19 protein-coding genes are annotated in these 24,012 nt (G+C 54.4%); 11 read left to right on the forward strand and 8 right to left on the reverse strand.

The annotated features are described in order from the left end of the window. Nucleotides 1-37 precede the first annotated feature (37 nt). The 8 genes from CHH67_RS23160 (at nt 38) to CHH67_RS23195 (ending at nt 12,287) form a co-directional block, all read left to right on the forward strand. Nucleotides 38-1,375 (forward strand): ATP-binding protein, encoded by a 1,338-nt coding sequence (locus CHH67_RS23160; protein WP_095267762.1) that lies wholly within the window; start codon nt 38-40, stop codon nt 1,373-1,375. Continuing rightward, complete coding sequence (locus CHH67_RS23165; RefSeq protein ID WP_095267738.1) at nt 1,372-3,558, forward strand: DEAD/DEAH box helicase; 2,187 nt, start codon at nt 1,372-1,374, stop codon at nt 3,556-3,558. The genes CHH67_RS23160 and CHH67_RS23165 overlap by 4 nt, the downstream gene beginning before the upstream one ends. A gap of 424 nt (nt 3,559-3,982) precedes the next feature. Further along, a complete protein-coding gene (locus CHH67_RS23170) occupies nt 3,983-4,996 on the forward strand; it encodes a LacI family DNA-binding transcriptional regulator (RefSeq protein ID WP_095267739.1) in 1,014 nt (337 codons plus the stop codon). A 266-nt stretch (nt 4,997-5,262) separates the two neighbouring features. Continuing rightward, on the forward strand, nt 5,263-6,252 hold the full coding sequence (locus CHH67_RS23175) for an ABC transporter permease (RefSeq protein WP_179292210.1): 990 nt from the start codon (nt 5,263-5,265) through the stop codon (nt 6,250-6,252). Between the two features lie 25 nt (nt 6,253-6,277). Next, on the forward strand, nt 6,278-7,162 hold the full coding sequence (locus CHH67_RS23180) for a carbohydrate ABC transporter permease (RefSeq protein WP_095267740.1): 885 nt from the start codon (nt 6,278-6,280) through the stop codon (nt 7,160-7,162). A 116-nt stretch (nt 7,163-7,278) separates the two neighbouring features. Beyond that, nucleotides 7,279-8,889, forward strand: a complete 1,611-nt coding sequence (locus tag CHH67_RS23185) for a type 2 periplasmic-binding domain-containing protein (RefSeq protein ID WP_425320454.1) — start codon at nt 7,279-7,281, stop codon at nt 8,887-8,889. Between the two features lie 56 nt (nt 8,890-8,945). Continuing rightward, nucleotides 8,946-10,286 carry a glycoside hydrolase family 30 protein gene (locus CHH67_RS23190; RefSeq protein ID WP_095267742.1) on the forward strand — a complete coding sequence of 447 codons (1,341 nt, stop codon included), beginning with the start codon at nt 8,946-8,948 and terminating at the stop codon, nt 10,284-10,286. A 303-nt stretch (nt 10,287-10,589) separates the two neighbouring features. Continuing rightward, the gene (locus tag CHH67_RS23195; protein ID WP_095267743.1) at nt 10,590-12,287 is read left to right on the forward strand and encodes a sigma-54-dependent transcriptional regulator; all 1,698 of its coding nucleotides are present in this window, start codon (nt 10,590-10,592) and stop codon (nt 12,285-12,287) included. A 162-nt stretch (nt 12,288-12,449) separates the two neighbouring features. Here the strand turns inward: CHH67_RS23195 and CHH67_RS23200 are convergent, their stop codons facing one another. Then, complete coding sequence (locus CHH67_RS23200) at nt 12,450-12,947, reverse strand: metallophosphoesterase family protein (protein WP_095267744.1); 498 nt, start codon at nt 12,945-12,947, stop codon at nt 12,450-12,452. 521 nt (nt 12,948-13,468) lie between these two features. Between CHH67_RS23200 and CHH67_RS23205 the strand changes: the two genes are divergently transcribed. Genes CHH67_RS23205 through pdxA form a run of 3 tightly spaced genes read left to right on the forward strand, consistent with a single transcriptional unit; the run spans nt 13,469 to nt 16,773 of the window. Then, the gene (locus CHH67_RS23205; protein ID WP_095267745.1) at nt 13,469-14,458 is read left to right on the forward strand and encodes a 2-keto-3-deoxygluconate permease; all 990 of its coding nucleotides are present in this window, start codon (nt 13,469-13,471) and stop codon (nt 14,456-14,458) included. An 18-nt stretch (nt 14,459-14,476) separates the two neighbouring features. Beyond that, nucleotides 14,477-15,775 carry a four-carbon acid sugar kinase family protein gene (locus CHH67_RS23210; RefSeq protein WP_244908309.1) on the forward strand — a complete coding sequence of 433 codons (1,299 nt, stop codon included), beginning with the start codon at nt 14,477-14,479 and terminating at the stop codon, nt 15,773-15,775. Further along, nucleotides 15,772-16,773, forward strand: coding sequence for a 4-hydroxythreonine-4-phosphate dehydrogenase PdxA (pdxA, locus tag CHH67_RS23215; RefSeq protein WP_095267747.1), 1,002 nt, complete (start codon nt 15,772-15,774; stop codon nt 16,771-16,773). Before CHH67_RS23210 ends, pdxA begins: the two co-directional genes overlap by 4 nt. Before the next feature lie 142 nt (nt 16,774-16,915). Here pdxA and CHH67_RS23220 read toward each other — a convergent pair whose 3' ends face one another. The 7 genes from CHH67_RS23220 to CHH67_RS23255 all read right to left on the reverse strand — a co-directional run bounded on the left by CHH67_RS23220 (nt 16,916) and on the right by CHH67_RS23255 (nt 23,949). After that, a complete protein-coding gene (locus CHH67_RS23220) occupies nt 16,916-17,746 on the reverse strand; it encodes a DUF4367 domain-containing protein (protein ID WP_095267748.1) in 831 nt (276 codons plus the stop codon). Nucleotides 17,747-17,765: 19 nt separating this feature from the next. Further along, the gene (locus tag CHH67_RS23225; RefSeq protein WP_244908310.1) at nt 17,766-18,425 is read right to left on the reverse strand and encodes an RNA polymerase sigma factor; all 660 of its coding nucleotides are present in this window, start codon (nt 18,423-18,425) and stop codon (nt 17,766-17,768) included. Nucleotides 18,426-18,781: 356 nt separating this feature from the next. Continuing rightward, nucleotides 18,782-19,834, reverse strand: a complete 1,053-nt coding sequence (locus tag CHH67_RS23230; RefSeq protein ID WP_095267749.1) for a hypothetical protein — start codon at nt 19,832-19,834, stop codon at nt 18,782-18,784. Nucleotides 19,835-19,958: 124 nt separating this feature from the next. After that, nucleotides 19,959-20,966, reverse strand: coding sequence for an alpha/beta hydrolase (locus CHH67_RS23235; protein WP_095267750.1), 1,008 nt, complete (start codon nt 20,964-20,966; stop codon nt 19,959-19,961). Between the two features lie 71 nt (nt 20,967-21,037). After that, nucleotides 21,038-21,799: a kanamycin nucleotidyltransferase C-terminal domain-containing protein gene (locus CHH67_RS23240; protein ID WP_095267751.1), complete on the reverse strand. Its 762-nt coding sequence runs from the start codon at nt 21,797-21,799 to the stop codon at nt 21,038-21,040. A gap of 249 nt (nt 21,800-22,048) precedes the next feature. After that, entirely contained in the window at nt 22,049-22,627 is a 579-nt protein-coding gene (locus tag CHH67_RS23250; protein ID WP_095267753.1) for an LOG family protein, read from the reverse strand. Nucleotides 22,628-22,971: 344 nt separating this feature from the next. Continuing rightward, complete coding sequence (locus tag CHH67_RS23255; RefSeq protein WP_095267754.1) at nt 22,972-23,949, reverse strand: electron transfer flavoprotein subunit alpha/FixB family protein; 978 nt, start codon at nt 23,947-23,949, stop codon at nt 22,972-22,974. Nucleotides 23,950-24,012: the final 63 nt, after the last annotated feature.

Below are 24,012 nucleotides of genomic sequence, written 5' to 3' on the forward strand. Positions count from 1 at the left end.
TAAGCTTTAAGTGGAGAACCAGAAGAGGTGATGAATGATGAACGAGCTGAAGATTCCCAAGCGGCTCACGACGGCGATCGTCAATTCGCTCACAGCCGGGGTCGTGCCGAGAGTGGGGCTTGAGTATATCGCGGTTGGACGCAAGCCCGAGGTTGAGTCGATCCTCAGAGACATGGACAACATCGCCGAGGGCGGGGCAGCCTTTCGCCTGATTACAGGGCGCTATGGCAGCGGCAAAAGCTTCCTGCTGCAAATGATCCGCAACTACGCCACAGACCGCGATTTCGTCGTGGCCGATGCCGATCTGTCGCCGGAGCGGAGGCTGGTAGGAACGAAGGGACAGGGGCTGGCTACGTACCGGGAGCTGATGACACATCTCTCGACGAAGACCCGCCCGGACGGCGGTGCGCTGGAAGCCATTCTCCAGAAATGGATCGCCTCCGTTCAGCAGGGGATCATGCAGGAGAAGGGGCTGCGTCCCGGGGATGCGGAACTGGATCAGGAGGTTGAGCTTAAGATTTATGCGGTGGCAAACAGCATGCGCAACCTGGTGCACGGATTTGATTTTGCCAAGGTGCTGGCCGCTTACTGGAGCGGTTACAAGCTGGCTGACGATGACCGGAAGGGAGCGGCGCTGCGCTGGCTGCGCGGGGAATACCCGACACGGACGGAGGCGCGCAAGGATCTCGGCGTCGGGGTCATCATCGATGACGACAACTGGTACGATTACATGAAGCTGTGGGCCGAGTTTACGGCGACCATCGGGTATAGAGGGCTTCTGCTGTTTATTGATGAAGGTGTGAACCTGTACAAAATAACGAACAGCATCTCGCGTCACAGCAACTACGAGAAGCTGCTGACGATGTTTAACGACACGATGCAGGGCAAGGCGGAGCACCTGGGCATCTATTTGGGCGGCACGCCGCAGTTTGTGGAGGATGAGCGCCGCGGACTGTTCAGCTATGACGCGCTCCGCTCCCGGCTGATCGACGGGCGCTATGGGAGCAGCGCGCTCAGAACCTACACATCCCCGATCCTGAAGCTGGACATGCTGTCTCATGAGGAAATTCTCGTGCTGCTGCAGAAGCTGCGCGATATCCATGCGCTGCATTTTCAGTATGAGGTGAGCCTGACGGATGAACAGCTGATTGCCTTTATGCAGATGGCTGTGGGGCGTCTGGGCGCAGAGGAGCTGCTGACGACCCGGGAGGTGGTCCGCGACTTCATGGACGTGCTGCATACGCTGCATCAGCATCATGATGTGACCTTCGAGGAGCTTCTGGGCGAGCGGGCCGCGATGCGGCCGGATGACAAGGAGCGGAAGGAGCAGCCGGCGGATGAACTGGATGATCTGCTGGCGGAGTTTGAGTTATGAGCGGGCATCCGTTCTCCAGGCTAGCGCCGTTTATTCAGGAGTTTATTTACAAAAAACGTTGGGAAACGCTGCGGGAAGCCCAGGTGGAGGCCTGCCGCGTTCTGTTTGATACGCCGAATCATCTGCTGATCGCCTCGGGGACGGCCTCGGGCAAGACGGAGGCGGCGTTCTTCCCGGCGCTGACGGAGCTGTACAACCGGCCACCAAGCTCGGTGGGCATCCTGTATATCGGGCCGCTGAAGGCGCTGATCAACGATCAGTTCGAGCGGATCACCGAGCTGCTGAAGGAGGGCCAGGTTCCGGTCTGGCACTGGCATGGGGATGTGGCACAGGCCGAGAAAACCAAGCTGATGCAGAAGCCCTCCGGCGTGCTGCAGATTACGCCGGAATCGCTGGAAGGGCTGCTGATGAATCGTCCGAATGCGATCCCGGCCCTGTTCCAGGACCTGCGGTACGTCATTATCGACGAGGTTCACGCCTTCATGGGGGCCGATCGCGGAATTCAGGTGCTCAGTCAGCTTGCCCGCATCCAGGGGATGGCCTCATGCGCACCGAGACGGATCGGCTTGTCGGCCACGCTTCGCGACTACGACACCGCCGCAGGCTGGCTCGGTGCAGGCACGAAGCAAGCCGTTGAGGTGATCGCGCCGCAAGGGGCGCGCAAGCTGCGCCTGTCGGTGGAGCATTTCTCCTTCCCTGACGCCAGGGATGAGAAGCAGGCGGAGCAGCTGGAGCTGGCGCGCAAGGCTTATTATGATTTTGTGTATGACAACACCCATCATAAGAAAGCCCTTGTCTTCACCAACAGCCGCTCCGATGCGGAGCTGACAACGCTGGAGCTGCGCCGGATTGCGGCCAAGCGGCAGGATCCGGATGTGTTCCATGTTCATCATGGAAGCATATCCGCCATGCTGCGCGAGGAGACGGAGGCCGCCCTTCGCAGCGGGCCTGGCCCTGCCGTTGCCGCCGCGACCTTGACGCTGGAGCTCGGCATCGATCTTGGCGAGCTGGAGCGGGTCATCCAGCTCGGCGCACCGTACAGCTGCTCCAGCTTTGTGCAGCGGCTCGGCCGCTCCGGACGCCGGGGGAGCCAGACGTCCGAGATGATGTTCCTCTGTCCGGAGGAAGAGGACGAAGAGGCGCAGCTGCCGGCACGGATGCCGTGGACGCTGCTGCGAGCCATCGCGGTCATCGAGCTGTACGTCCGCGAGAAGTGGGTGGAGCCACTATCCCTACGGAAGAAGCCGGTCGGCGTGCTGTATCATCAGACGATGAGCGTCCTCAAGAGCATGGGAGAAGCTGCGCCTGCGGACTTGGCCAGGGAAGTGCTGACGCTGCCCGCTTTCCGCGGCATTGAGGCCGAGGAATACAAGCAGCTGCTTCAATATCTGCTGCAAACCGATCATATCCAGCGGACGGAGGAAGGCAGCCTCATCATCGGCCTTGGCGGGGAGAAGATCGTGAACAACTACCGGTTTTATGCCGTGTTCAAGGATGACGAGGAGCATGTCGTATACAACGGCTCAGAGGAGATCGGCTCCATTACGACCGTGCCGCCCCCGGGCTACTGTTTCTCGCTGGCGGGCAAGCTGTGGAAGGTCGAAGAGGTGGACACGAAGCATAAGGCGCTGTATGTGAAAGCCGCCAAAGGCAAGGTGGACACCCTCTGGCTTGGAGCCGGCGGGGATGTGCATACCCGGATCATGCAGAAGATAAAGGAAGTGCTGATGGACAGCACGATTTACCCTTATTTGGCGCCAGGGGCTGCGAACCGGCTGGAGCGCGCTCGCAGGCTGGCGCGGGAGAGCGGGCTGCTCAGCAGCGTGGTCATCCCGGCAGGCGGAGACTCGCTTTTTATTTTGCCCTGGGCGGGCAGCAAGCAGTTTCGTACTCTTGAGCGCTTGCTGAAGCATAATCTGTCGGATCGGCTTGCCTTGCGGTCCATTGTGCCGATGGAGCCGTATTACATGGTGGTTGCCGGCCGGACGGATGACAGGACGCTGATGGAGCAAATTCTTAATGAACTGAAAGCTTGCCAGGACGCAAGCGATTTGCTGGATGCCGACGAGGCTCCTTATCTTGGAAAATATGATGAGTTTGTGCCGCCGCAGCTGGTCCGCACCGCCTTTGCGGTGGATGGACTGGATGTGCAGGGATTGGCTGACGTGCTGAAGGAAGACTGAAGTTCTTCATGAGTCTGAAGTGCTGAATGAAGGCTGAAATGCTGAATGAAGGCTGAAGTGCTTAAAGATTCCTGAAGTGCTTGATGAGTCCGGATGAGGTGCGTGACGGGGAACGGGCAAGTGTCTGGAGTCGAAGCTTGAGAAGAGGGGCTCTATGTGTGGAGGCAAGGCTCACTAGGGCACAATAAGGTATGATCGTTGCCTGAAGAGTGTTTGTTGTCTCCCCCCCTTAGCACCATTATCCCTTTGATTCAGGGGGGCTGCCTGATCAAACGGGATAATGGTGCCAGGCCTCAGGACGACAGGCTTCGCGCTCCCGGCACGACCGGTTTCTGGCTAATAAACGAAAAAAAACATTGTGCTGAAAACGTTTTTATGCTAATTTGATTTTATTAAAACGTTTTTAGAGAAAAGGACGAAGGATATGGGGAAGGTAACCATTAAAGATGTGGCAAGGGAGGCGGGAGTCTCCATTTCGACGGTGTCCAATGCCTTGAATGATGTGGATGTGCTTAATCCGGAGACCAAATCCCATGTGCTGGAAGTGGCCAAGCGGCTCAATTACGTGCCGAATCTGAATGGCAAGCTGTTGAAGTCCGGAACGACCAAGATGCTTGGGTTCTTCACAACAAGCGTGGCGGGTCCGTATTTCTACACGCTGGTGGAATCGATGTCGCGGGAGTGCGACCGGCTCGGCTACGGCTTGAACGTGTTCGTTACAACGGATAAGCAGATCATTATGAGTAATATTCTTGGCGGGCGCGTGGATGGGGTCGTTATATTCGAAGAATTGAGAATTGACGATCAGGATATCGCCGCGATGGAGAAGAACAAGGTGAAGGCGGTCTTTCTTGATCGCGTCATTCGCAGTGAAGGCATGGGAAGCGTGATCTTCGACTCCTATGAGGCCGGCTATGAGGCAACCCGGTATTTGATCAGTCTGGGGCACCGCAAGATCGCCTATATTTCAGGCGTCGATACGATGTTTGACAGCGTGCAGCGGAAGGAAGGCTACCTGGCGGCACTGCGCGAGGCCCAGTTTCCGGTGGACGAGGACTATATTTTGCAAGGCTATTTTGAAGAAGAGGGCTCTTACAATGCCGTCAAATCATTCATTCACAACCATCCGGGCAAATTGCCTGACGCCTTCCTGGCGGGGAATGACTTGAGTGCAATCGGCTGCATACGCGCGCTGAAATCCCTTGGCTATGACGTTCCGAACGATATTAGCGTCGTAGGCTTTGACGACATTGATATTGCGCAGTATTTTTCGCCGCCGCTCACGACGGTGCGAAATCAGATTGCCAGACAGGGCATGCTGGTGGTGAACCATCTGGTCCGGATGATTCAGAACAAGGAGCAGGGCAAGGTGGAGAAGCTGGCTGGCGAGCTGATCGTGCGCGGATCGAGCCATATCAAGTTGTCCCGGCCGTCTTGAAGCAGCGAAGGCAGAGAAGGCGCGGCGCGGCGGGCCTGCTCCGTTCCCAGGCAGCGGCTCGCGTCTGCACAAGGAAGCGGCTCACGTGTGAACCGACGTTTTGTTACGGCTAAGGACCGGTATCTGAAGAAGAATGAAGCTGCAAGATCGATGCCGGTCTGTTTTTTTAATGCATGAAGGGAGGCGATCGCCAAAAAATAAAAACGTTTTAATAACTTGGAGATGCAAAAATCATTCTCATAGCAGTTTAAAGGGGGGCGAAGCCAATGGGCAAGCCGGCTGCAGTTCACTCAACCGGGCCCGCTAAGGCCGGTCTGAACGGCAAGAAGCCGATGGGCCAAAGAGTCAAGGAGTTTGCGGTAGACTTCATGCGGCAATGGGAGCTTCAGTCCATGATATGGCCAGGCGTCATTTTCATGATTATCTTTTGCTACATACCGATTTATGGGCTGACTATCGCATTCAAGCATTACACCGTGATCGACACGCTGGACTCTGCGCCATGGGTTGGATTAGAGAACTTCAGAATTATTATGTCGGACCGGTATTTCTGGGATTCGGTGGTCAACACGCTGGGCATCAGCTTCTTGAAACTGGCGATAGGATTTGTCATTCCGATTATTCTGGCGGTCATGATTTATGAGGTCAGATGGGGGCGCTTCAAGAAATTCGTGCAAACCGTTTCTTACCTTCCGCACTTTCTATCCTGGATTGTGCTCGGCGGGATGCTGATCACTTGGCTTTCGACATCGGGGCTGTTCAATCAGATTCTGGTGGAGCTCGGACTGATCTCGAAGCCGCAGAACATCCTGCTTGATCCAGGCAAGTACTGGTGGATTGCCACGCTGTCGGATGTGTGGAAAGAGGCGGGCTGGGGAACGATTCTGTATCTGGCGATTATGGCCAAAATCGATCCCACATACTACGAAGCGGCCAAGATCGACGGGGCAAGTCGTCTGCGTCAGATCTGGTATATTACGATCCCGAACATGAAGACGATTATCAGTTTGAATTTGATCCTCACTGTAAGCGGTTTATTAGGCTCGAATCTCGATCAGACACTGGTGCTGATGAACTCGCAGAACCGGGAGAAGGCCGAGGTCATCAACTCCTACGTATATCGGATGGGGATGACGCAAGGGGACTTCTCTTATGCGACGGCCGTCGGGCTGGGCGTATCGATCGTGTCGGTCATTCTGCTTGTTACCGCGAACAAAATCACGAGCAAACTAAACGATAATCAGTCCGTTCTGTAATGGCAAACGAGAGGAGGCTTTACGCTTGAATTCAAAGATTGCAAAAGGGGATCTGGACAGCCGAATCTTTGATGTCGTCAATACCGTGCTGCTGGTGCTGTTTACGATTATCATCGTCGTTCCGCTCTGGAATGTTGTTGTGTCATCCTTCAGCTCGGGCAGATCCTTGGCGGAAGGCGGATTTATATTCTGGCCCAAGGAGTTTTCCCTTGAAAACTATCAGGCCGTGTTCCGGGACGACTCGATTTGGCAGGCATTCTTTATTTCGGTTGCCAAAACGGTGATCGGGGTGGCCACCCACGTCTTTTTCTGTGCGATGGTCGGCTACGGCTTGAGCAAAAAGTATGTTCGCGGACGGAAGCTGTATGTGGTGATGGGGGTCATTACCATGTTCTTCTCCGGCGGTATGATTCCGACCTATCTGTTGATCAAATCGCTCGGATTACTGAACAGCTTCTGGGTATATATCATCCCGGCGCTATTGAGTTTCTATGATGTCATTATTCTGATGAACTTTTTCCGCAACGTGCCGGATTCGCTGGAAGAGTCGGCGAAGATTGACGGCGGGGGAGACTGGCGCATTTTCCTCAGCATCTTCATCCCACTGTCCATGCCGGCGATGGCAACGATCGCCCTGTTCAACGGGGTCGGGCAATGGAACGATTTTATGACGACCAAGCTATACATTACGGATCAGTCATTGTACCCGCTGCAGATGATGCTGTATGAGATCATAGTCCAGTCCCAGACGCAGACGATGCAGAATATGGGCTCAGTGGCCATCCAGACGACCACCAAAGGGGTTCAGCTGGCCACCATTGTAGTGACAACGCTGCCGATTGTCATAATTTACCCGCTGCTGCAGCGGTACTTCATCTCAGGCATTATGCTAGGGGCGGTCAAGGAATAGGCATGCCCGAATAACGGGGGAGTCCAATCACGATGCCCCGAATTGAGGTAAGCGCTTTACCTAATATAAAGGAGGACAAGAAGATGGGCAACAAACAAGCGTTTTGGAAAAAAGGGATGGGACTATTCACCGGCGTACTGACACTTGCGCTGGTTGTCACGGGCTGCGGATCAGGCGGTGACAGCAATTCGAATAAAGAGAACTGGATTTCGATTGAGGACCGGTACACACCGGACCCGAACACGCCGGCCTGGCAGCTGGATACGAAGGAAGAGATCACCGAGCTGACCTGGTATGTGAATGCGGATTGGTGGAACACCGATTTTGGCAAGGATGTGGTGACCCAAAAAATTAAAGAAGACCTGAACATCGACATTAAATTCATTACCGGCGACGATACGAAATTGAATACGTTTTTTGCTGGCGGCGATATGCCGGACCTGATTACAACCTTTGACTCCAACTCTCCGGTGATGCAGAAGGCGGCAAACTGGGCGCTTCCGCTGAACGATCTGGCTGAGAAATATGATCCGCATTTCAATCAGGTAGCGGCGCAGGATACGCTGAATTGGTTCCAGCTATCGGATGGCAAGACGTACGGTTACCCGAACTACTCCAATACCCAGGAGGATTATGACAGCGGTAACATTCCGGCCAAAACAGCGTTCATTATCCGCAAGGATGTGTACGAGGCGCTTGGCAAGCCAAGCATGGGCACGCCGGAGGAGTTCAAACAGACGCTTAGCGAGATTAAGCGTGAATTCCCGCAGCTGATTCCGTTTGGCTTCAATTCGATCGGTGAAGGTACCGGGTCCCTGGGCGATGTGCTTCAGGATTTCATCGGTGTGCCGCTTGAGGATGAGAACGGCAACTTCTATAACCGCAATCTGGATGAAGACTACATTACCTGGCTGAAAACATTGAATGAAGTATATCGCAGCGATGCCATCAGCGATGACAGCTTCGCGGATGACGGCACGGCATTTGAGGAAAAAGTGAAGGCCGGCAAATACGCTACGATTCTGCTGGACGGTACACCGCAGCAGGGGGGCAACCTGCAAAGCTTCATGACCCACAATCCCGGCAAGGAATATATCGCGATTGACGGCCCGCAAAGCACGGTTGGCAACGAACCGACCCTGAACCAGTCCGGAATTACCGGCTGGATGATCAGCTTCATTACGAAATCAAACGCCGACCCGGCCAAGTCGATTCAGCTCTTCACCTATCTTCTGAGTGAGGAAGGCCAAATGCTGATGAACTATGGCATCGAAGGCGAGACCTATAAAGTGAACGCGGACGGCACGGTAGAGTTCCTGCCGGAGGTGAAGGAGCTTCAGCTGAACAACCCGGATGCATTCAAGAAAGACTACCGCATGGGTGAATTCATGTTCTTCGGTCACGACCGTCACAAGGCGCTGAGCGGAGATGCCTTCCCGGATGCGATCAAGCAGATGCAGGAATGGGGCAAAGGCAAGCTGAAGCCGCATTTCATTCTGGAGAATATCAACCCGGCTCAAGGCACACCGGAAGCGCGGTCGCTCAGCACGATCGATACCAAGTGGAACACCACGCTTGTAAGCTTGATTCGCGCCAGCGACGAAGCCCATTTCAACAATATTTTGAGTGAATACAAAGCCTTCATCGAAGATAATAACTGGAACAAAATTCTGGAGATTCGCAACGAAAAAATGAAAGCGAACAAGGAGAAGCTGGGCCTGCAATAAGAGGAGCTCGTCAGCTTTGTTAGGATAGGAAGTAAATTACATCTGGAGGGAATGACATGTTGGATACCGTCATCTATCAATCAAGCGGGGAGAATGAACTGTTCATACAAAAGACAAGGGATGAGCTTCCTCCCCAAGCTTCCGGTGAACAGTCCCATACGGTCGTTGTGGACGAAGCGCAGACCTATCAGGAAATGGATGGCTTCGGCGCGTCCTTCACGGACTCCGCAGCTTACCTGATCTATCAGGTGCTCGATTCAAAGCAGCGGGCAGAGCTTATGGTTAAGCTGTTTGATGCCAAGCAAGGCATCGGCCTGTCCGTTCTGCGCAACCCGATGGGCGCCTCGGACTATGCCCGCGATTTCTACAGTTATAATGATCTGCCTGCTGGGGAAACAGACCTGGAGCTGAAGCAATTCTCCATCGAGCATGACGAAGCGGACATCATTCCGCTGCTGCAAGAGGCGATGAAGCTGAATCCGGACCTGAAGCTAATGGCTTCGCCATGGAGTCCGCCAGGCTGGATGAAAACGAGCGGCTCCATGATTGGCGGGGAGCTGAAGCAGGAATATTATTCGGTGTATGCGGATTATTTTGTACGCTATATTCAGGGTTATGCGGAGCATGGTCTGTCGATCTACGCGATTACCCCGCAGAACGAGGCTCTGTATTCCCCGGGCCACTATCCGGGGATGATTATGCTGCCGGCAGCGCAGGCGGATTTCATCAAGCATCATCTGAAGCCGCGGTTCCGGGCGCATGGAATCCACACCAAGATCCTTTGCTATGATCATAACTGGGATAAGCCGGAATACCCGCTGGAAGTGCTGGAGCAGGCGGGGGAAGAGGTGGACGGTGTGGCCTGGCATTGGTATGGCGGTAAACCTTCAGCGCAGACCCAGGTGTATGAAGCCTTCCCGGACAAAGAGGTGCATTTCACAGAAGGGTCCGGCGGGGAGTGGATTCCGCCGTTCGAGCAGGCCTTCTCCAACGTGATGCGCACGGGAATCGAAATTTTGCGGAACTACAGCAAATCCTTGGTGTTATGGAATATGGCGCTGGATGAGCAGAATGGCCCAACCGTGCCCGGGTTCGGAACGAGCACATGCCGCGGGATCGTAACGGTCAATCAGCAAACGAAGGATCTGACCTATACGCTGGATTATTACGCCCTGGCTCATTTCAGCAAATGCATCCGCCCGAAAGCGGTGCGTGTGGCTTCCACCAGCGGTGAACTCGTGCGATCCGTCGCTTTCAAGAACACCGACGGGTCGGTAGCGGTCGTGCTGTTTAACGACAGCGATAAGGCCGAGAACGTGACGCTGCAGGTGAGAGGCGAGGAATGCCTGCGCTTCAGCATGGAGCCGAAGAGTGCGCTTACCTTCTGCACCGCCTGACTCCTGGCGTTTAAGGATGATCGTCGGAGCTGTCTGATTCCAATAAGTCTCTAAAATAAAAAGGTTGGGCGAAAAAACGTAAAGTTATCCGTCCAGCCTTTTTTGTGTGCCTGCTATTGGAGGAATGCAGCGAGGCGGAGGCCCCTTCCGGAAAATAGGTCTTATTATTTCACCTGTCTACCGTATGGGGAGCATATCACTTTCTGGAAATCTCCTTTTCGTTTTCACAAGGTCAGTTGGTTATTTGCGGCGGAAACGTTAGAATAAAGGAATAGGTCTAATGAATTTATAGGTGGATATATCATGACGATTAAAACATTGTTTATAGCTCCTTATCCGGCAATGATTCCGCTGATTGAGGAATGTCAGCAGGAGGAGCAGGATCTGGACATTCATATTGAGCTTGGCAACCTGCAGGAAGCGATTCCGGTTGCGAAGGAAGGTGAGCGCCAAGGCTATGATGTCATTATTAGCCGGGGCGGTACGGCGAAGCTGATTGAAGCCGAGGTAGGCATTCCGGTCATTGATGTGCATGTTTCCGGGTACGATATGCTGCGGGTGCTGACCTTGGCCAATGATTTTCCAGGCAAAAAAGCGATTGTTGGCTTCTCCAACATTACGCTGGGGGCCAAAGCGATTACCGACGTGCTGGACATCGGGGTAGAGGTGTTTACCATCGAGAAGGCGCAGGAAGTGGACGAGCTGGTCAAAGACCTGAAAATGAACGGTTATGAGCTGATCATGGGCGATGTCGTTACGATCGAGGCAGCGGCGAGATACAGTCTGGAGGGCATTCTTATCCAGTCCGGGCGCGAAGCGATATTCGAGGCGTTCATGAAGGTGAAATCCACTTATCGCTTGTATCAGAGCAAGCAGCAGGAAATTTCGTTGCTGCATGCGCTGCTTCAGGAAACAGCCTCGAACTTTGTCGTGCTGGGCCCGCAAGGGCAAGTGGTATACGAGCATTGGACGGATTTTGCAGCATGTCCCGTTCCGGTCAGCGAGCTGCGAGGCGGCGGCCTTCAGGATTCGGAAACGCAGGGCGCCACCGAAATCCGGGAGGTACCTCAAGGCAAGCTGAAGCAGAAGCGGGTGCGGAAGGTCGTTCGGGGCCAAGTGTATGATCTGTACACCTTCTCCGAGCTGCGGGAGCGCGCCGGCCTGAGCGGGGAGCGAATCGAGGCGGTGTCTCAGCTTCCGATGATTGTGGCGAAGAGCCCATCGATGAGTGAGACACTGGATGGTATCGCGCGTCACCTGTCCAGCACCTGTCTCGTGCTGATCGGGGAAGCGGGAACTGGGAAACGGCTGCTATCGCAGTATATCCATTATAAGAAGCATGCCGGGGAAGGGCTTTATGCGCATCTGACGGCCCGGCATGTGCTGGATGCGATGGACGCCGTGGATCCGGATGTAAGAACGGTCTATATCAACGGTCTGGATGAATTGTCGCCTGAGGACATATCCAGACTGGTGTCGGTGCTCGGAGCTCAGCATGATCCTCACCGGACTTATGTGCTCGCACTGGAACAGGAAACGCCGGCCTACCGGCCGCTTCTGTTCGATGAACGAAGTGTCCGCGTGCATATTCCCTCCCTGCAGGAGCGCAAGGAGGATATCAGGCCGCTGGCGACCTATTACATTGCCGCCTTCCACGGAACGCTGGGCACTTCGCCCATTAAGATCAAGGAGGAGGCGCTGGCGCTGCTGGAGGCGTATCACTGGCCGGGGAATGTGGATGAGCTGAAGGCGCTGCTCAAGGATGCCGTTACCGGGGAGAAGGGGTATGTGATCGGCAAGGCGAAAATTGCCGGGCTGCTCGCGAAGAAACCGGCGCAGGCAGAAGTGCCCGAATCCCGGGAATTCCTGCAGGGAACGCTTGATGAGATTGAAAAGCGGATCATCCACGCCATTATGAAGGAAGAGAATGACAATCAGACGCGGGTTGCGGAGAGGCTCGGGATTAACCGCTCGACGTTATGGAGAAAGCTGAAGCAGTAAGCTCAGCTTTCTTTTTTTTGTATGGTGGCCCATGCGGCAGTTGGCCTCCTTGCCGGGCCTCTCCCGCGGCATGAGCCGGTACTGTTGCGTTGATCGATCGGATGATGATCATCGTGCGGCAGCCGTCATTACACCAAATGCCGCCAACATGAAGCCGCCTGTTTACTTGCGGTCAAAGAACACATGCCTTGCCTGCAGTTGCCCGTTATCGGTCGTCAGAATGCCGAAGGAGAACTTCGGCTGCCGCCGGCGGTCCGTGGGCGAGCCGGGGTTGAACAGGAGTATGCCGTCGACCCTTTTGTGTACCGGGATATGGGAGTGGCCGAACACGATGGCGTCCACGGGCTGCTGATCAAACGCGCTGCGGGCATTCTGCTCGGTTGAACGCGAGCCGATATGGCCATGCACGAGCCCGATCCGGTATGTATCGGCTTCTACAATGCGGGTCAGGCCGAGCTTCTCCCGGATCACGGGCGGATCGGTATTGCCGGCAACTCCGGCTACGGGAGCGTAGCGGCTAAGCAGCTCATAGACGCTCCAGTCGGACCAGTCACCGGCATGCAGAATCAGGTCAGCTCCGGGCAATACTTTGAGGAGAGGTTCTGGAAGACTGCGGGCTCGGATGGGCAGATGCGTGTCGGAAATCACGATGATTTTCATAGTTGATGATCTCCTTTCAACTAGTAATGTCAATCACTCCGCCTTTGCGAAAGGCGAAAATCAGTTCCGGGCAGATCTGCGCACAGCTGCTTGTTGAGGCTTGCTTTTCGAACGCTTGCCACCGTATCCCCTTTGATCAGGTTAGGAAGGAGAAGGGCTTTGCCAGGGAATGCTCATTTCTTCTCGATCTATATTCGTCCGTTTCTAGCTCTAGGCTTTTCTTTTCTCTGGGTTCCTCTCGGCCGTCTCCTGAACGAAAGGGATAATCATGCAAAGTGGAAGGTAGGGATATCGCATACAAAATATTATACCCGTTTCGCTTACCAAGCATATACGCGTGCATTGCATCAGGTATCATACCGTCTAGGACATCTCGCACATTCGAGTGTTTAAAATTGCAACAATTATTTTAAAGTATGTTGCAAAATTTTAAGCAAGCATTTACAATAATCCCTGTAAACGATTTCAACTAATGAAAAAGTGTTTCATATTGAAACAATATGTGGGGGAGTGTTAATATAATGAAGATTAAAGCGACGTTAGAACGAATTCCTGGAGGTATGATGGTTGTTCCGTTGCTAATTGCAGCAACGATCAATACATTAGCTCCAGATCTGCTTCGTATCGGGAATTTTACCGAGGCTTTGTTTGTTAACGGTGCGAGCGCGTTGATTGCCCTGTTCTTGCTCTGCACAGGAGCGCAGATTAATGTGAAGTCGTTCGGTGTATCTGTAGGAAAAGGTGCCACACTGCTCGTGACCAAATGGGCTGTCGGTGCGATATTCGGTCTCATCGCGTATATGTTCGCAGGAGACAATGGCTTATGGCTCGGACTTGCGCCGATCGCTGTCATTGCGGCAATGACCAACAGTAACGGCGGATTGTTCGTGGCGCTGGTCGGTCAGTATGGCAATAAGGAAGACCGTGCAGCATACTCGCTGCTGGCGCTGAATGACGGACCGTTTCTGACGATGGTAGCTTTGTCGATCTTTGGTGCGATGGGCTTTGTGGACGGAATGTTCTCCTTCGTTTCCTTCATCTCCGTGCTGCTGCCGATTATTGTCGGTATGGTGCTGGGGAATCTGGATGAAGAGATGCGCAAGTTCCTGGACAAAGGAAGCTCGATGCTGATTCCATTCTTTGCATTCGCGCTTGGTATGGGCATTGATTTTGGTGCGATTGTCGAAGGCGGGTTGTCCGGTATTATTCTGGGTCTGTTGACTGTATTCGTAACAGGTACTGCAGGTTACTTCGTGTTTAAGGCGCTGAAATGGAATCCGATTGTCGGCGCAGCGGAAGGCTCGACGGCAGGAAATGCGGTAGCGACGCCTGCGGCGATTGCGGTAGCGAACGCGTCCTTCGCGGCGTTCACCGATATTGCGACGGTACAGGTTGCGGCATCGGTGGTTACTTCGGCGATATTGCTGCCGATTTATGTCGGATTTTTGGTGAAACGACTGGAGAAGAAGGGGTATTCATTTGAGGCTAAGACAGCCGAGACCGACTCATAAAAGGTGTGATCAACAGTGATGAATCAAATCGGAATTATTGCAGATGATTTAACGGGAGCCAACGATTCGGGTGTACAGTTGGCGAAGAAGGGCCTGAGCTCGACGGTTGTCTTTGACTACCGTCATGCCAAGGCCGACGCCGTCTCCGATGTGCTGGTCGTCGATACGGACAGCCGGGCCCGCAGCCGGGAGGAAGCCTATGAAGCGGCGCTTGGCGCCGCCCGTTTCCTGAAGGATCGGGGCTCCCGGCATATATACAAGAAGGTGGACTCCACGCTTCGCGGTAACATGGCGGCAGAGCTGCTGGCGGTGGAGCAGGTGTTCCAGCCGGATCTGGTGCTGATTGCGCCCGCTTTTCCCAAGATGAACCGCACCACGGTGAACGGACATCATTATGTCGGCGGCGTGCTGATTACAGAAACGGAATTTGCGAGGGATCCGAAGACGCCGGTTCAGGAAAGCTACATTCCGAAGCTGCTTCAGGCGGATGCCGATCGCAAGGTAAGTCTGATAGACTCGGATATGCTGCGCTTGCCGGAAAGTGAACTCCGGGCCCGAGTGACAGCGGAGCTGGAGAACGGCAACACCTGGTTCGTCTGCGACAGCCAGTCGGAGGAGGAGCTGGTGGCGATCGCATCCTTCTTCGCCAAGCTGGACAAACAGATCCTGTGGACCGGTTCGGCCGGATTGATAGAATATTTGCCGGAAGCGCTGCAGCTGTCGCCAGCAGGCAGCGGAGACGAAGAGGTTGCCTTGACGAAGAAGACGCTTGTTGTGTCCGGCAGCTTGTCCCAGACGACAAGAGGCCAGCTTCAGCGGGTGAAGGAGATGGAACAGGCGCATTTCATGGAAGTGAGTCCGGAGGAGCTGATTCGGCAGAACGGTTCGTCAGCTTCGTATGTTGAAGAGATGCTGAACCATTCGGATAAGGACTATTATGTCCTGTATGTCGATGCCTCGGAAAGCAATCGTGTGCTTGGCAGAGAGGTCGGGGCGGAGCTTGGCCTGTCCCTGAATGAAGTAAGTGAAGCGATATCCAGCGGGCTTGGACAGATTACGAAAGCGCTGCTGAAGGCGTCCGGTGAGATCGAGGGTCTGATCTTAACCGGCGGTGATACGGCCAAAGCGGTCTGCACGGAGCTGGAATCCGGGGAGATGCAGCTGTACTCCGAAGTGGAGCCGGGGCTGCCGTTCGGAAGGCTTCATGGAGAGAGCGGAAGCTACTGGGCGATTACGAAGGCCGGCGGGTTCGGAAATGATGAATCCTTGGTGGATGCATTGAAATATATGACAAAACAGAAAAAGGTGAGAGTATGAGCAACCATAAACCCGTGATCGGGATTACGATGGGCGATGCGGCTGGCGTGGGTCCTGAAATTATTTTGAAAAGCTTGAGTTATGAAGAAATGTATCAGATCAGCAATCCGCTCGTCATCGGTGACCGCAAAATTCTCGAGCGGGCCAAAGCGTTCGTAGGCAGTGAGCTGAACATTGAGACCATCACAGTGGATCAGCTGGATCAGGTATCCTATCAGCAAGGGACAGTCCATGTGCTGGATCTGGATCTGCTGCCTGCAGATCTTCCGGTAGGACAGGTGTCCGCAGAGGCGGGACATGCTGCATTTAAATATTTGGAGACGGCGATTACGCTAGCGAAGGACAATAAGATTCAGGCGATCTGCACGGCTCCGCTGAACAAGGAAGCGCTGCACAAGGGAGGCCATAAATATCCGGGCCATACCGAGATTTTGGCGGATCTGACCGGCACGCAGGATTTCTCCATGATGCTGTCGGCACCGAATTTGAAGGTCATCCATGTCACCACGCACGTCGGACTGATCGATGCGGTGATAATGATTCACCCCGAGCGGGTCTACCATGTGATCAAGCTTGCGCATGATACGCTGCAAAAAGCGGGCATCCAGCAACCGAAAATCGCGGTATGCGGCATCAACCCGCATGCGGGCGAGAATGGGCTGTTCGGCTACGGAGAAGAGGAAGAGAAGGTTATTCCGGGTGTTGAGAAAGCACAGTCCGAGGGCATTAACGTCGTAGGACCGCTGCCTGCGGATACACTCTTCTTCCGGACGGTGCGCGGCGATTTCGATATCGTGGTCGCGATGTATCACGACCAGGGGCACGGACCGGTCAAGGTGCTTGGCCTTGATGCAGGGGTTAACATTACAGTAGGCCTGCCGATTATCCGCACGAGTGTGGACCACGGTACGGCATTTGACATCGCCGGCAAGGGAATTGCGGACGAGAAGAGTCTGATGGAGGCGCTTCGCCAGGCTGCGGAGCTTGCTCCGAAGTGAATGGAAACGCCTGCGATGCTCGGGTGTGCATGACCGGCACCCGAGCGGGACATAAGGCTTGTTCTGCAACATAATAAAGAAGCAGTTCTCCAGGGCTTGCGGTTAGCAAGCGGAGACTGCTTCTTTTTTTGTAATCAGGGGATCATTTTCTGATATAGGCTTCAGCGATCTGAATCAATTCGTCCTCGGTAACCTGCTGATCCAGTGTGGCCAAGGTATAGGCATGTCTTGTTCCGTCCGGCAGTTCCGCAACCCAATCGAGAGATACTGAGTTCGATGACAACCAGTTTGTCTGGATAACTTCCACCTGGTTGATATTCAATTTCTTCTTGGTTACTTGCGTCTCATCATTCCAATACGTTGTGAGCGTACCGTCTGGACCGAGGTTGACTACCCGGAGATCAACCCCGAGATCCCCTTTCTTGTAGGTGCTGGTCACTCTCCAGAACGTATCCGCCAGCGGGACAGGCATCGTGGCATAGTCTTTGCCTGAGGCGACGGCTTCTTCGTGAAGCTGTTTGGCGATCGTTGTTCGTTCCTCTTCCGTCAACGGGGTTATATCGTTCTGCATGAACATTTGAATACTGCCCGTCTCAAACGTATAGCTGCCTGTCAGCTCATCCGGTATGGTGACCGAAGGGTCTTTAATCATGGAACGAAGATCGGCTAAATTATTGACGTCAAGCGGATTTGCACGTATATCGATTTTCTGATCGGGATTATGGGGAACAACATAGATCGCGGCGGCTTCCCCTGGTCCAATCTCATCTGTCCATACCTTGTTGGAGATATGAACCCGTTTATACTCTTCCTCGGTCACCTGAGGTCTCTCAGGGAAATCTTGCGCATTCTTCTCTTCGTATACCGTCTCGCCTTTTTCATTCTGCAGCGTATAGTACTGAATCGCCGCAAAGCCGGTAGAAGCCGTAAGCAGCATGCCTGCAAGGGCCAGCAACCCCACTTTATATTTCATATAAAATCTCTCCTTAGGTTTATGCCCGGTCTGGAGCTTGTTCATGACCTGACGGGTGAAGTCGGGCTCTGGCGGGGAAGCCTGCTGGATGATGTTTCTCAGTTCCTGATCGCTGGGTATCTTCATGGGACTTTTTTTCTCCTTTCACCTGGGTATAATACTTGCGGAATTTAGCCGCGCACCGTTCATATTTCTTTCGTAAGCTGGCGCTGTTCTTCTGCATAATGAGGCTGATTTCTTGGTAACTCTTCTCTTCAACACATCGCAATATCAACAGGCTTCGCTCCTCGGGCGACAGCTTGGACATCGCCTGAACGACGGAGTGATGATAGTACTTGGCGTCAATGTGCTGATCGATAGGGGTGTTGTCTTGGTCTTTCTGATACAGAAAGGGCAGGTAGCGTGAAAGTTTCCGTTTGCGGAGCACGTCAATGCATTGATTGCCTGCGATGGTGTACAGCCAGGCTTCAAACGGCATGTCCTGCTTGTAAGCTTTCAAGGAGCGATATGCCTTCAGAAACACCTCCTGACTGCAATCCTCCGCTTCCGCATAGTTCCCGAGCATATGATAACAGTATTGAAAAATGCTCCGTTGGTATTTGCGCATAATGATCTCATATTGATCAACTTTTCCTCCAAGCACGTCCGCCACGATCCGGGACAATGGATGATCATCCACAATGTTTCACCTCCTATAATCGCTAGTCATGTATTACTACGAATGATCGCCTGCCTAATGTGACATGCGTTCGGCTATTTTAAGTCCTAGTATAAGGGGAAGAAGCAGGTTGCCTGTGCCGAAGGATTCGCGACAACGACACGTATTGCATACCTGGTGCTGCAGCGAACATCACAAAACAGCCTCCCGGCATGTAGTCGGGAGGCTGCTTGTTTCTTTCTATGTGATAGGGAATCACGGGGTTAAGGTGCTTGTTGAATCGGGAAACTACGAGTGCCAGAGGCTCGTAGGCCGCGTGTGATCTCAGGTATCTGCCGATCGTTCATGCTACCGATCATCATACCCGGACGAAATCGCTACAGGCGGCCGCTGCCCTTCACTTCCGGGTTGGCATCCACAATCGCCATCGTGACCTTCCAGAGCTTCGGCAAATAACGAAGCACATCGGCGGCCCGCTCATGCAGATTGTTGCTTGAAGACAGACCGAGGTCGCGGGTCAGATCCTCAAATAGCGGCAGGTATTTCTGCTGCATCTCCGGCGGGGCATCTGCTGCCAGAATGAAGTGGCAGCGCGCATAGGTGGCCGTCATCCAGAACACAGCCTCCCGGTGGCTGCCGCTCTGAATTAACGCCTGGCTGCCGTCAATGGCTACACGTCTGGCCGCAGCCGTGATGTCGCTGCTGAAGAAGAAAGGGGTGCTGGCAACCTTGGCAGCAGCATCGAAGGTACGAGCCAAGCCGTCCAGATGCCCCGATGCCTGCTCCGGCGTCATCTGTGCACATCCGAGAAGCTGCAGCAGCTCCTCGTACAGATCCGGCTGTCCGTATTGCTTCAGCACATCGTGAACGGCAGTGTAGCGAAGCCTGACAGTTGGGTTGCGTAAGGCCGCCACGAGCAGCATATGGGTCGTGACACCGGTCGGAAACAGCCACGATGTCACCTGCTCATGCCAGGGAGATGCCGGGTTTATGGTGCGAAGGCCGTCGACGATTCGTTGCCGCACATGCTCACAGCGGCGGACAACCCAGGTGCGATCGGCGAATTGACGGGATACCTCGGATTGTAATCGGCGGAGCCGGCCTGACGGATCGGAGATTAAAGAATCGACCCGGAAGCTGCCTGCAAGATGATATGAACCAAGAACCCGTTCCGGTGTGCCGAGGCTCTCCCACGGCATATAGGTCACCTCCAGCAGCGCATCCTGGTGAATCAGCTTTCCCGGCTTGAGCCTCGGACTGTCCTCATCGGTGACAATCACCACATCGATGTCCGATGCCGGGGCAAGCTCGTCATGATCCGGCTTACCTACGGTAGAACCGCTGAAATAAGCGCCCACATATCCAGGGCTCCCTGCGGCATAGCGCATGACCCAGTCGGCTGCTGCGGCTCTTGCGGATCCGATATTCATCGTTCTCCCTCCTCTAACCGTGTGACTTGGCCTGCTGATGATGACAGAGGCCCTTGTCTGAGGTTGAAACCTATGCGCTGTCCCTAGCTGCGTAACGGATTGGTTTGGAAATCTAGTGCTGTACTTAGCTGCCCGCGCCCTGAACCTGCACGGCATGCTTGCGGGAGTTATTGCCTGCCTCCTCAGCTTCTTGCGGGCGAGTGGATACATAGGCTGAAAGGAATTCGGCGATCTCTCGTTGGTACCCTTCCGGATCGAACGACAGCGCCTTCGCATGACCGGCATCCGGTACGATGAACAGCCGCTTCTCCGCCGGTCCGTTCTCATATAATTCATAACCCATATCGACAGGGACGAACAGGTCACCGCTGCCGTGGATGAACAGGATCGGCGTCTTGGACTGCCGAACCTGAGTCAGGGCGGAGGCCTCCCCGAAGAAGTACCCGGCCCTCAGCTTGGTAAGCAGGCTGGTCGTCTGAAGGAGAGGGAATGCAGGTAGCCGGTACATTCTTTTCAGCTGATAGCGCAGCTGATCTCGGACGGAAGTGTATCCGCAGTCTTCGATGATCGCTTTGACATTCGGCGGGAGCGGCTCGCCGCTGGCCATCATAACGGTCGCCGCGCCCATCGACACCCCGTGCAGGACGATCTGTGCATTCGCTCCGGTTCGCTCCATGACCAGCCGAATCCACTTGACGATATCCTTTCGTTCCGGCCAGCCAAAGCCGATGTAATGGCCTTCGCTCAGGCCGTGCCCCCGGGCATCGGGCAACAGCACGTTGTAGCCGAAATCCTCATGATAGATTTGGGCAAAGCTGCTCATCTGTTCAGCATGGCCCGAGTACCCGTGGGCAAGAATGACGGTTCTGTCGGTGCCCGTCTTCGCCGGCAGGTAGTATGCATGGAGCTTCAGTCCATCCTCGGAGACCTGACTCCAGCTCTCGAAGCGCTGCGCGCTCCACCATTCCTTGCTGCCCGCGAAGGGGTCCTCGACATCTGCATTCGCCGCAAGGTCCGGGTTTCCTTCCAGAAAGTCCTTCTCCGCGCGGGCAACGCCAACTTGATAGAAGTAAAAGCTCGCGGCCACAAGGATGAACATGATCGTACACAAAATGATAATGGCTGATAGCATGGGTGACTAACCTCTTTTATATATTATATTGGCTATGTACGGGTTCCGATGACGCTCAGTTGCATGGGGGGTTAAAAAGGAAGCTCCTTCACCCTGTATTCGATACCGAGCTCTTCATACCACTCGTTCAGTCCTGTCCATATCTGTTCGCAGCGTGCATATACCAGCTCCGCATCATGCAGCTGCCCGCTCATCACAAGCTCGACCAGTTCCTCGTATCCGGCAGGCCTTGACGGCATCTGAAGCGACTCCTCGAATGTCCGTGCTCTCGTATTGTAGAAGGCTCTGTTCGCGAGGCCGATCAGCTTGGCGCTTTGCCAGGCCAGATCCTTGGCCCCGAGGGGGAGGTAGCTGTAGTTGCCCGCTTGCTTGCTGTTGCGGATTTTGCCCATCGTTTCATACGCTTCCCAAATCATGAACTCTCGCATCACATCCCGGATGGCTTCATCGGAGGCTTGCAGCGGCAGCGCGCGAAGCTCGTCCAGCAGATGCTGCGGATCATAAAGGGCCTGCAGGTGAACATAAGCGCCGGCCTTGATGGCCCACGCATCGTCGACCGCTGAAGCGGATCGCCATGCCTCGTGCTTCTGCTTCATGCCGATTTCGATTTTGAATGGATGATAGATAAATTCGTGGCCGGGAAGGGAGACCCCGTCCTTCGTGATCACACGAAGTTCAATGTCAGAATAAGGCCCGTCAATTCCTTGCGCGACCGAGCCGTACAGGCCAATGGCCAGAATATCGTCTCCGTATAGATCAAGCAGCCGTTGTGTTACGCGATCAATGATTTCCATCTTAGCTTCTCTCGTCGTAGCGGCAGGGTAAGGCAGCATAGGATGACTCTCCTTTTAAGGTTGTTCAGTTATGAAAGTTATAGTCCGATTATACCTTAAAAAATGGTCACAGGCCTACGAGATAAGCCGGGTTTTGGAGCATGAGTCGTTTCCGCTAGCGGGATTCTTGACACTTGGGGGCCGGAGTAACGATGGTGTTGCTGAACCGTGCGTGTGCGAGCTTGAGGATAGTTGGCTCGCTTCCTGTCCGTTTGAAATGTCGAGAGGCCCCGATAGGGACCTCTTCGTTTAGTCAAGCTCCTTCCATTTCATATCCAGCGTTGGGGGCGTGTAGCTCTTCATCAACTCCAGCAGTTTCAAAGGGTCTTCGGATATGTTGATGAGATTTAAATGCGAGGCATTGACGAAGCCTTCTGTAATGCTGTATTGGATAAGATTCATCAGCGGCTCATAATAGCCGCGGACATTCAGCAGTCCGATCGGCTTATGATGAATCCCGATTTGGGACCAGCATAATACCTCGAACAGCTCTTCATAGGTGCCGAAGCCGCCGGGAAGGGCGATGAATCCGTCCGCATATTTGCCCATCGTGGCCTTGCGCTCATGCATATCTTCCACTTCGATAAGCTGGGTCAAGCCGTTATGTACGATTTCCCCCCGGAACAGCCCCCGGGGCATGACACCGATCACTTCACCGCCAAGGGCAAGAACCGTGTTGGCAACCTCCCCCATCAATCCGACGCGCGATCCGCCGTACACGAGCCGGTATCCGCGGCGGGCAATCAGCTCGCCAAGCTCAGCTGCTGTTGCTTTATAATCCGGGTGCTCGCCCGGATTGGAACCTGCAAATACACATATCGATTTCAAATAAGCCACTCCTAACAAGATGTTGTGATATCACTGAATGATTATACAATATATAGAAAAATATGTCATGATAAGGTCAGTATCTGCCCCTTCATACTAGGATAGCCCTGTTATTATACTACTCGCCTTATGTTAAACCTCTTGCTAGAAGATTCCCTCTATATGTAAAATTTATGACATCACAACGAGAGACAGCCCCCGACATCCGCGGCCACATCGGATATACGGGAGCTGCCCTTTATGAGTTGCCTATGCGCATAATGACAGTGGGGCGCAGTCGATCATACAACGCCCGGCCGTATCCGGGAGGAAATCGTCAGGTGTGGGAATAGACAGCGGGCTGACTAAGACACCAGCACCTTGCGGAATTCCTCGGTCAGCAGCGGCACGATGTCGAACAGGTCGCCGACGATGCCGTAATCGGCCACCTTGAAGATCGGCGCTTCGGGATCTTTGTTAATCGCGATAATGACCCGCGATTGGCTCATGCCGGCCAAGTGCTGGATGGCCCCGCTGATGCCGCAGGCGATATAAATTTCTGGCGTTACCACTTTGCCTGTCTGGCCGATTTGAAGAGCATAATCACAGTATCCGGCATCGCATGCGCCGCGGGAAGCGCCAACGGCTCCGCCAAGCAGGTCGGCCAGCTCCTCCAGCGGCTTGAAGCCTTCCGCGCTCTTTACGCCCCGGCCGCCCGAGACGACAACCTTGGCTTCGGAGAGGTCGATTGTGCCTGTGGTGTTCCGGACGACCTCCTTGATTACGGCGCGAAGGGAGGGTGTGGGGTATGCCACGTCCTCAATCGCAGGGTCGCCGCTGCCGGACGGTTCGGCTGGTGGAATGTTGTTCGGGCGAACGGTGACGACCCAGGGGCCGTTCTCGAACACGCGCTTCTCAAAGGCCTTGCCAGCATAGAGCGGGCGCGTGAACACCACCTGACCGTCCTCGCTTTCGATGGTGGTGACATCCGAGATTTGGCCTGCGCCAAGCGACGCCGCTATGAGCGGGGCTAGATCGCGGCCAATCGCCGTGTGCCCGAACAGCACGGCATCCGGCTTGGCTTCGTTCAGCACAGCAGCTATGGCAGCGACATAGGCGTCCGGATTATAGTGCTCCAGGTCGTCATGCTCCACGGTGTATATGGTCTCCGCGCCATACGGCTTCAGCGCGGTCACGGCCTCCGTGACATTCGAGCCGATGACCACGAGGCGGATGCTGTCTCCGTCTGCGGCGATCCGGCGGGCAGCTCCCAGCGTTTCCAGCGCGACCTGACGCAGCTTCCCGTCGCGGTTCTCCGCATATACCAATATCGTTTTGCTCATCACATTACCTCCTTAGGTTCCTATCGAGATTGGAAAAGACCGTTTCCCCATGCCACATCTTGA

Origin of the sequence: Paenibacillus campinasensis (assembly GCF_002272015.1) — a bacterium.
Taxonomy (GTDB): Bacteria; Bacillota; Bacilli; order Paenibacillales; family Paenibacillaceae; genus Paenibacillus_AQ; species Paenibacillus_AQ campinasensis.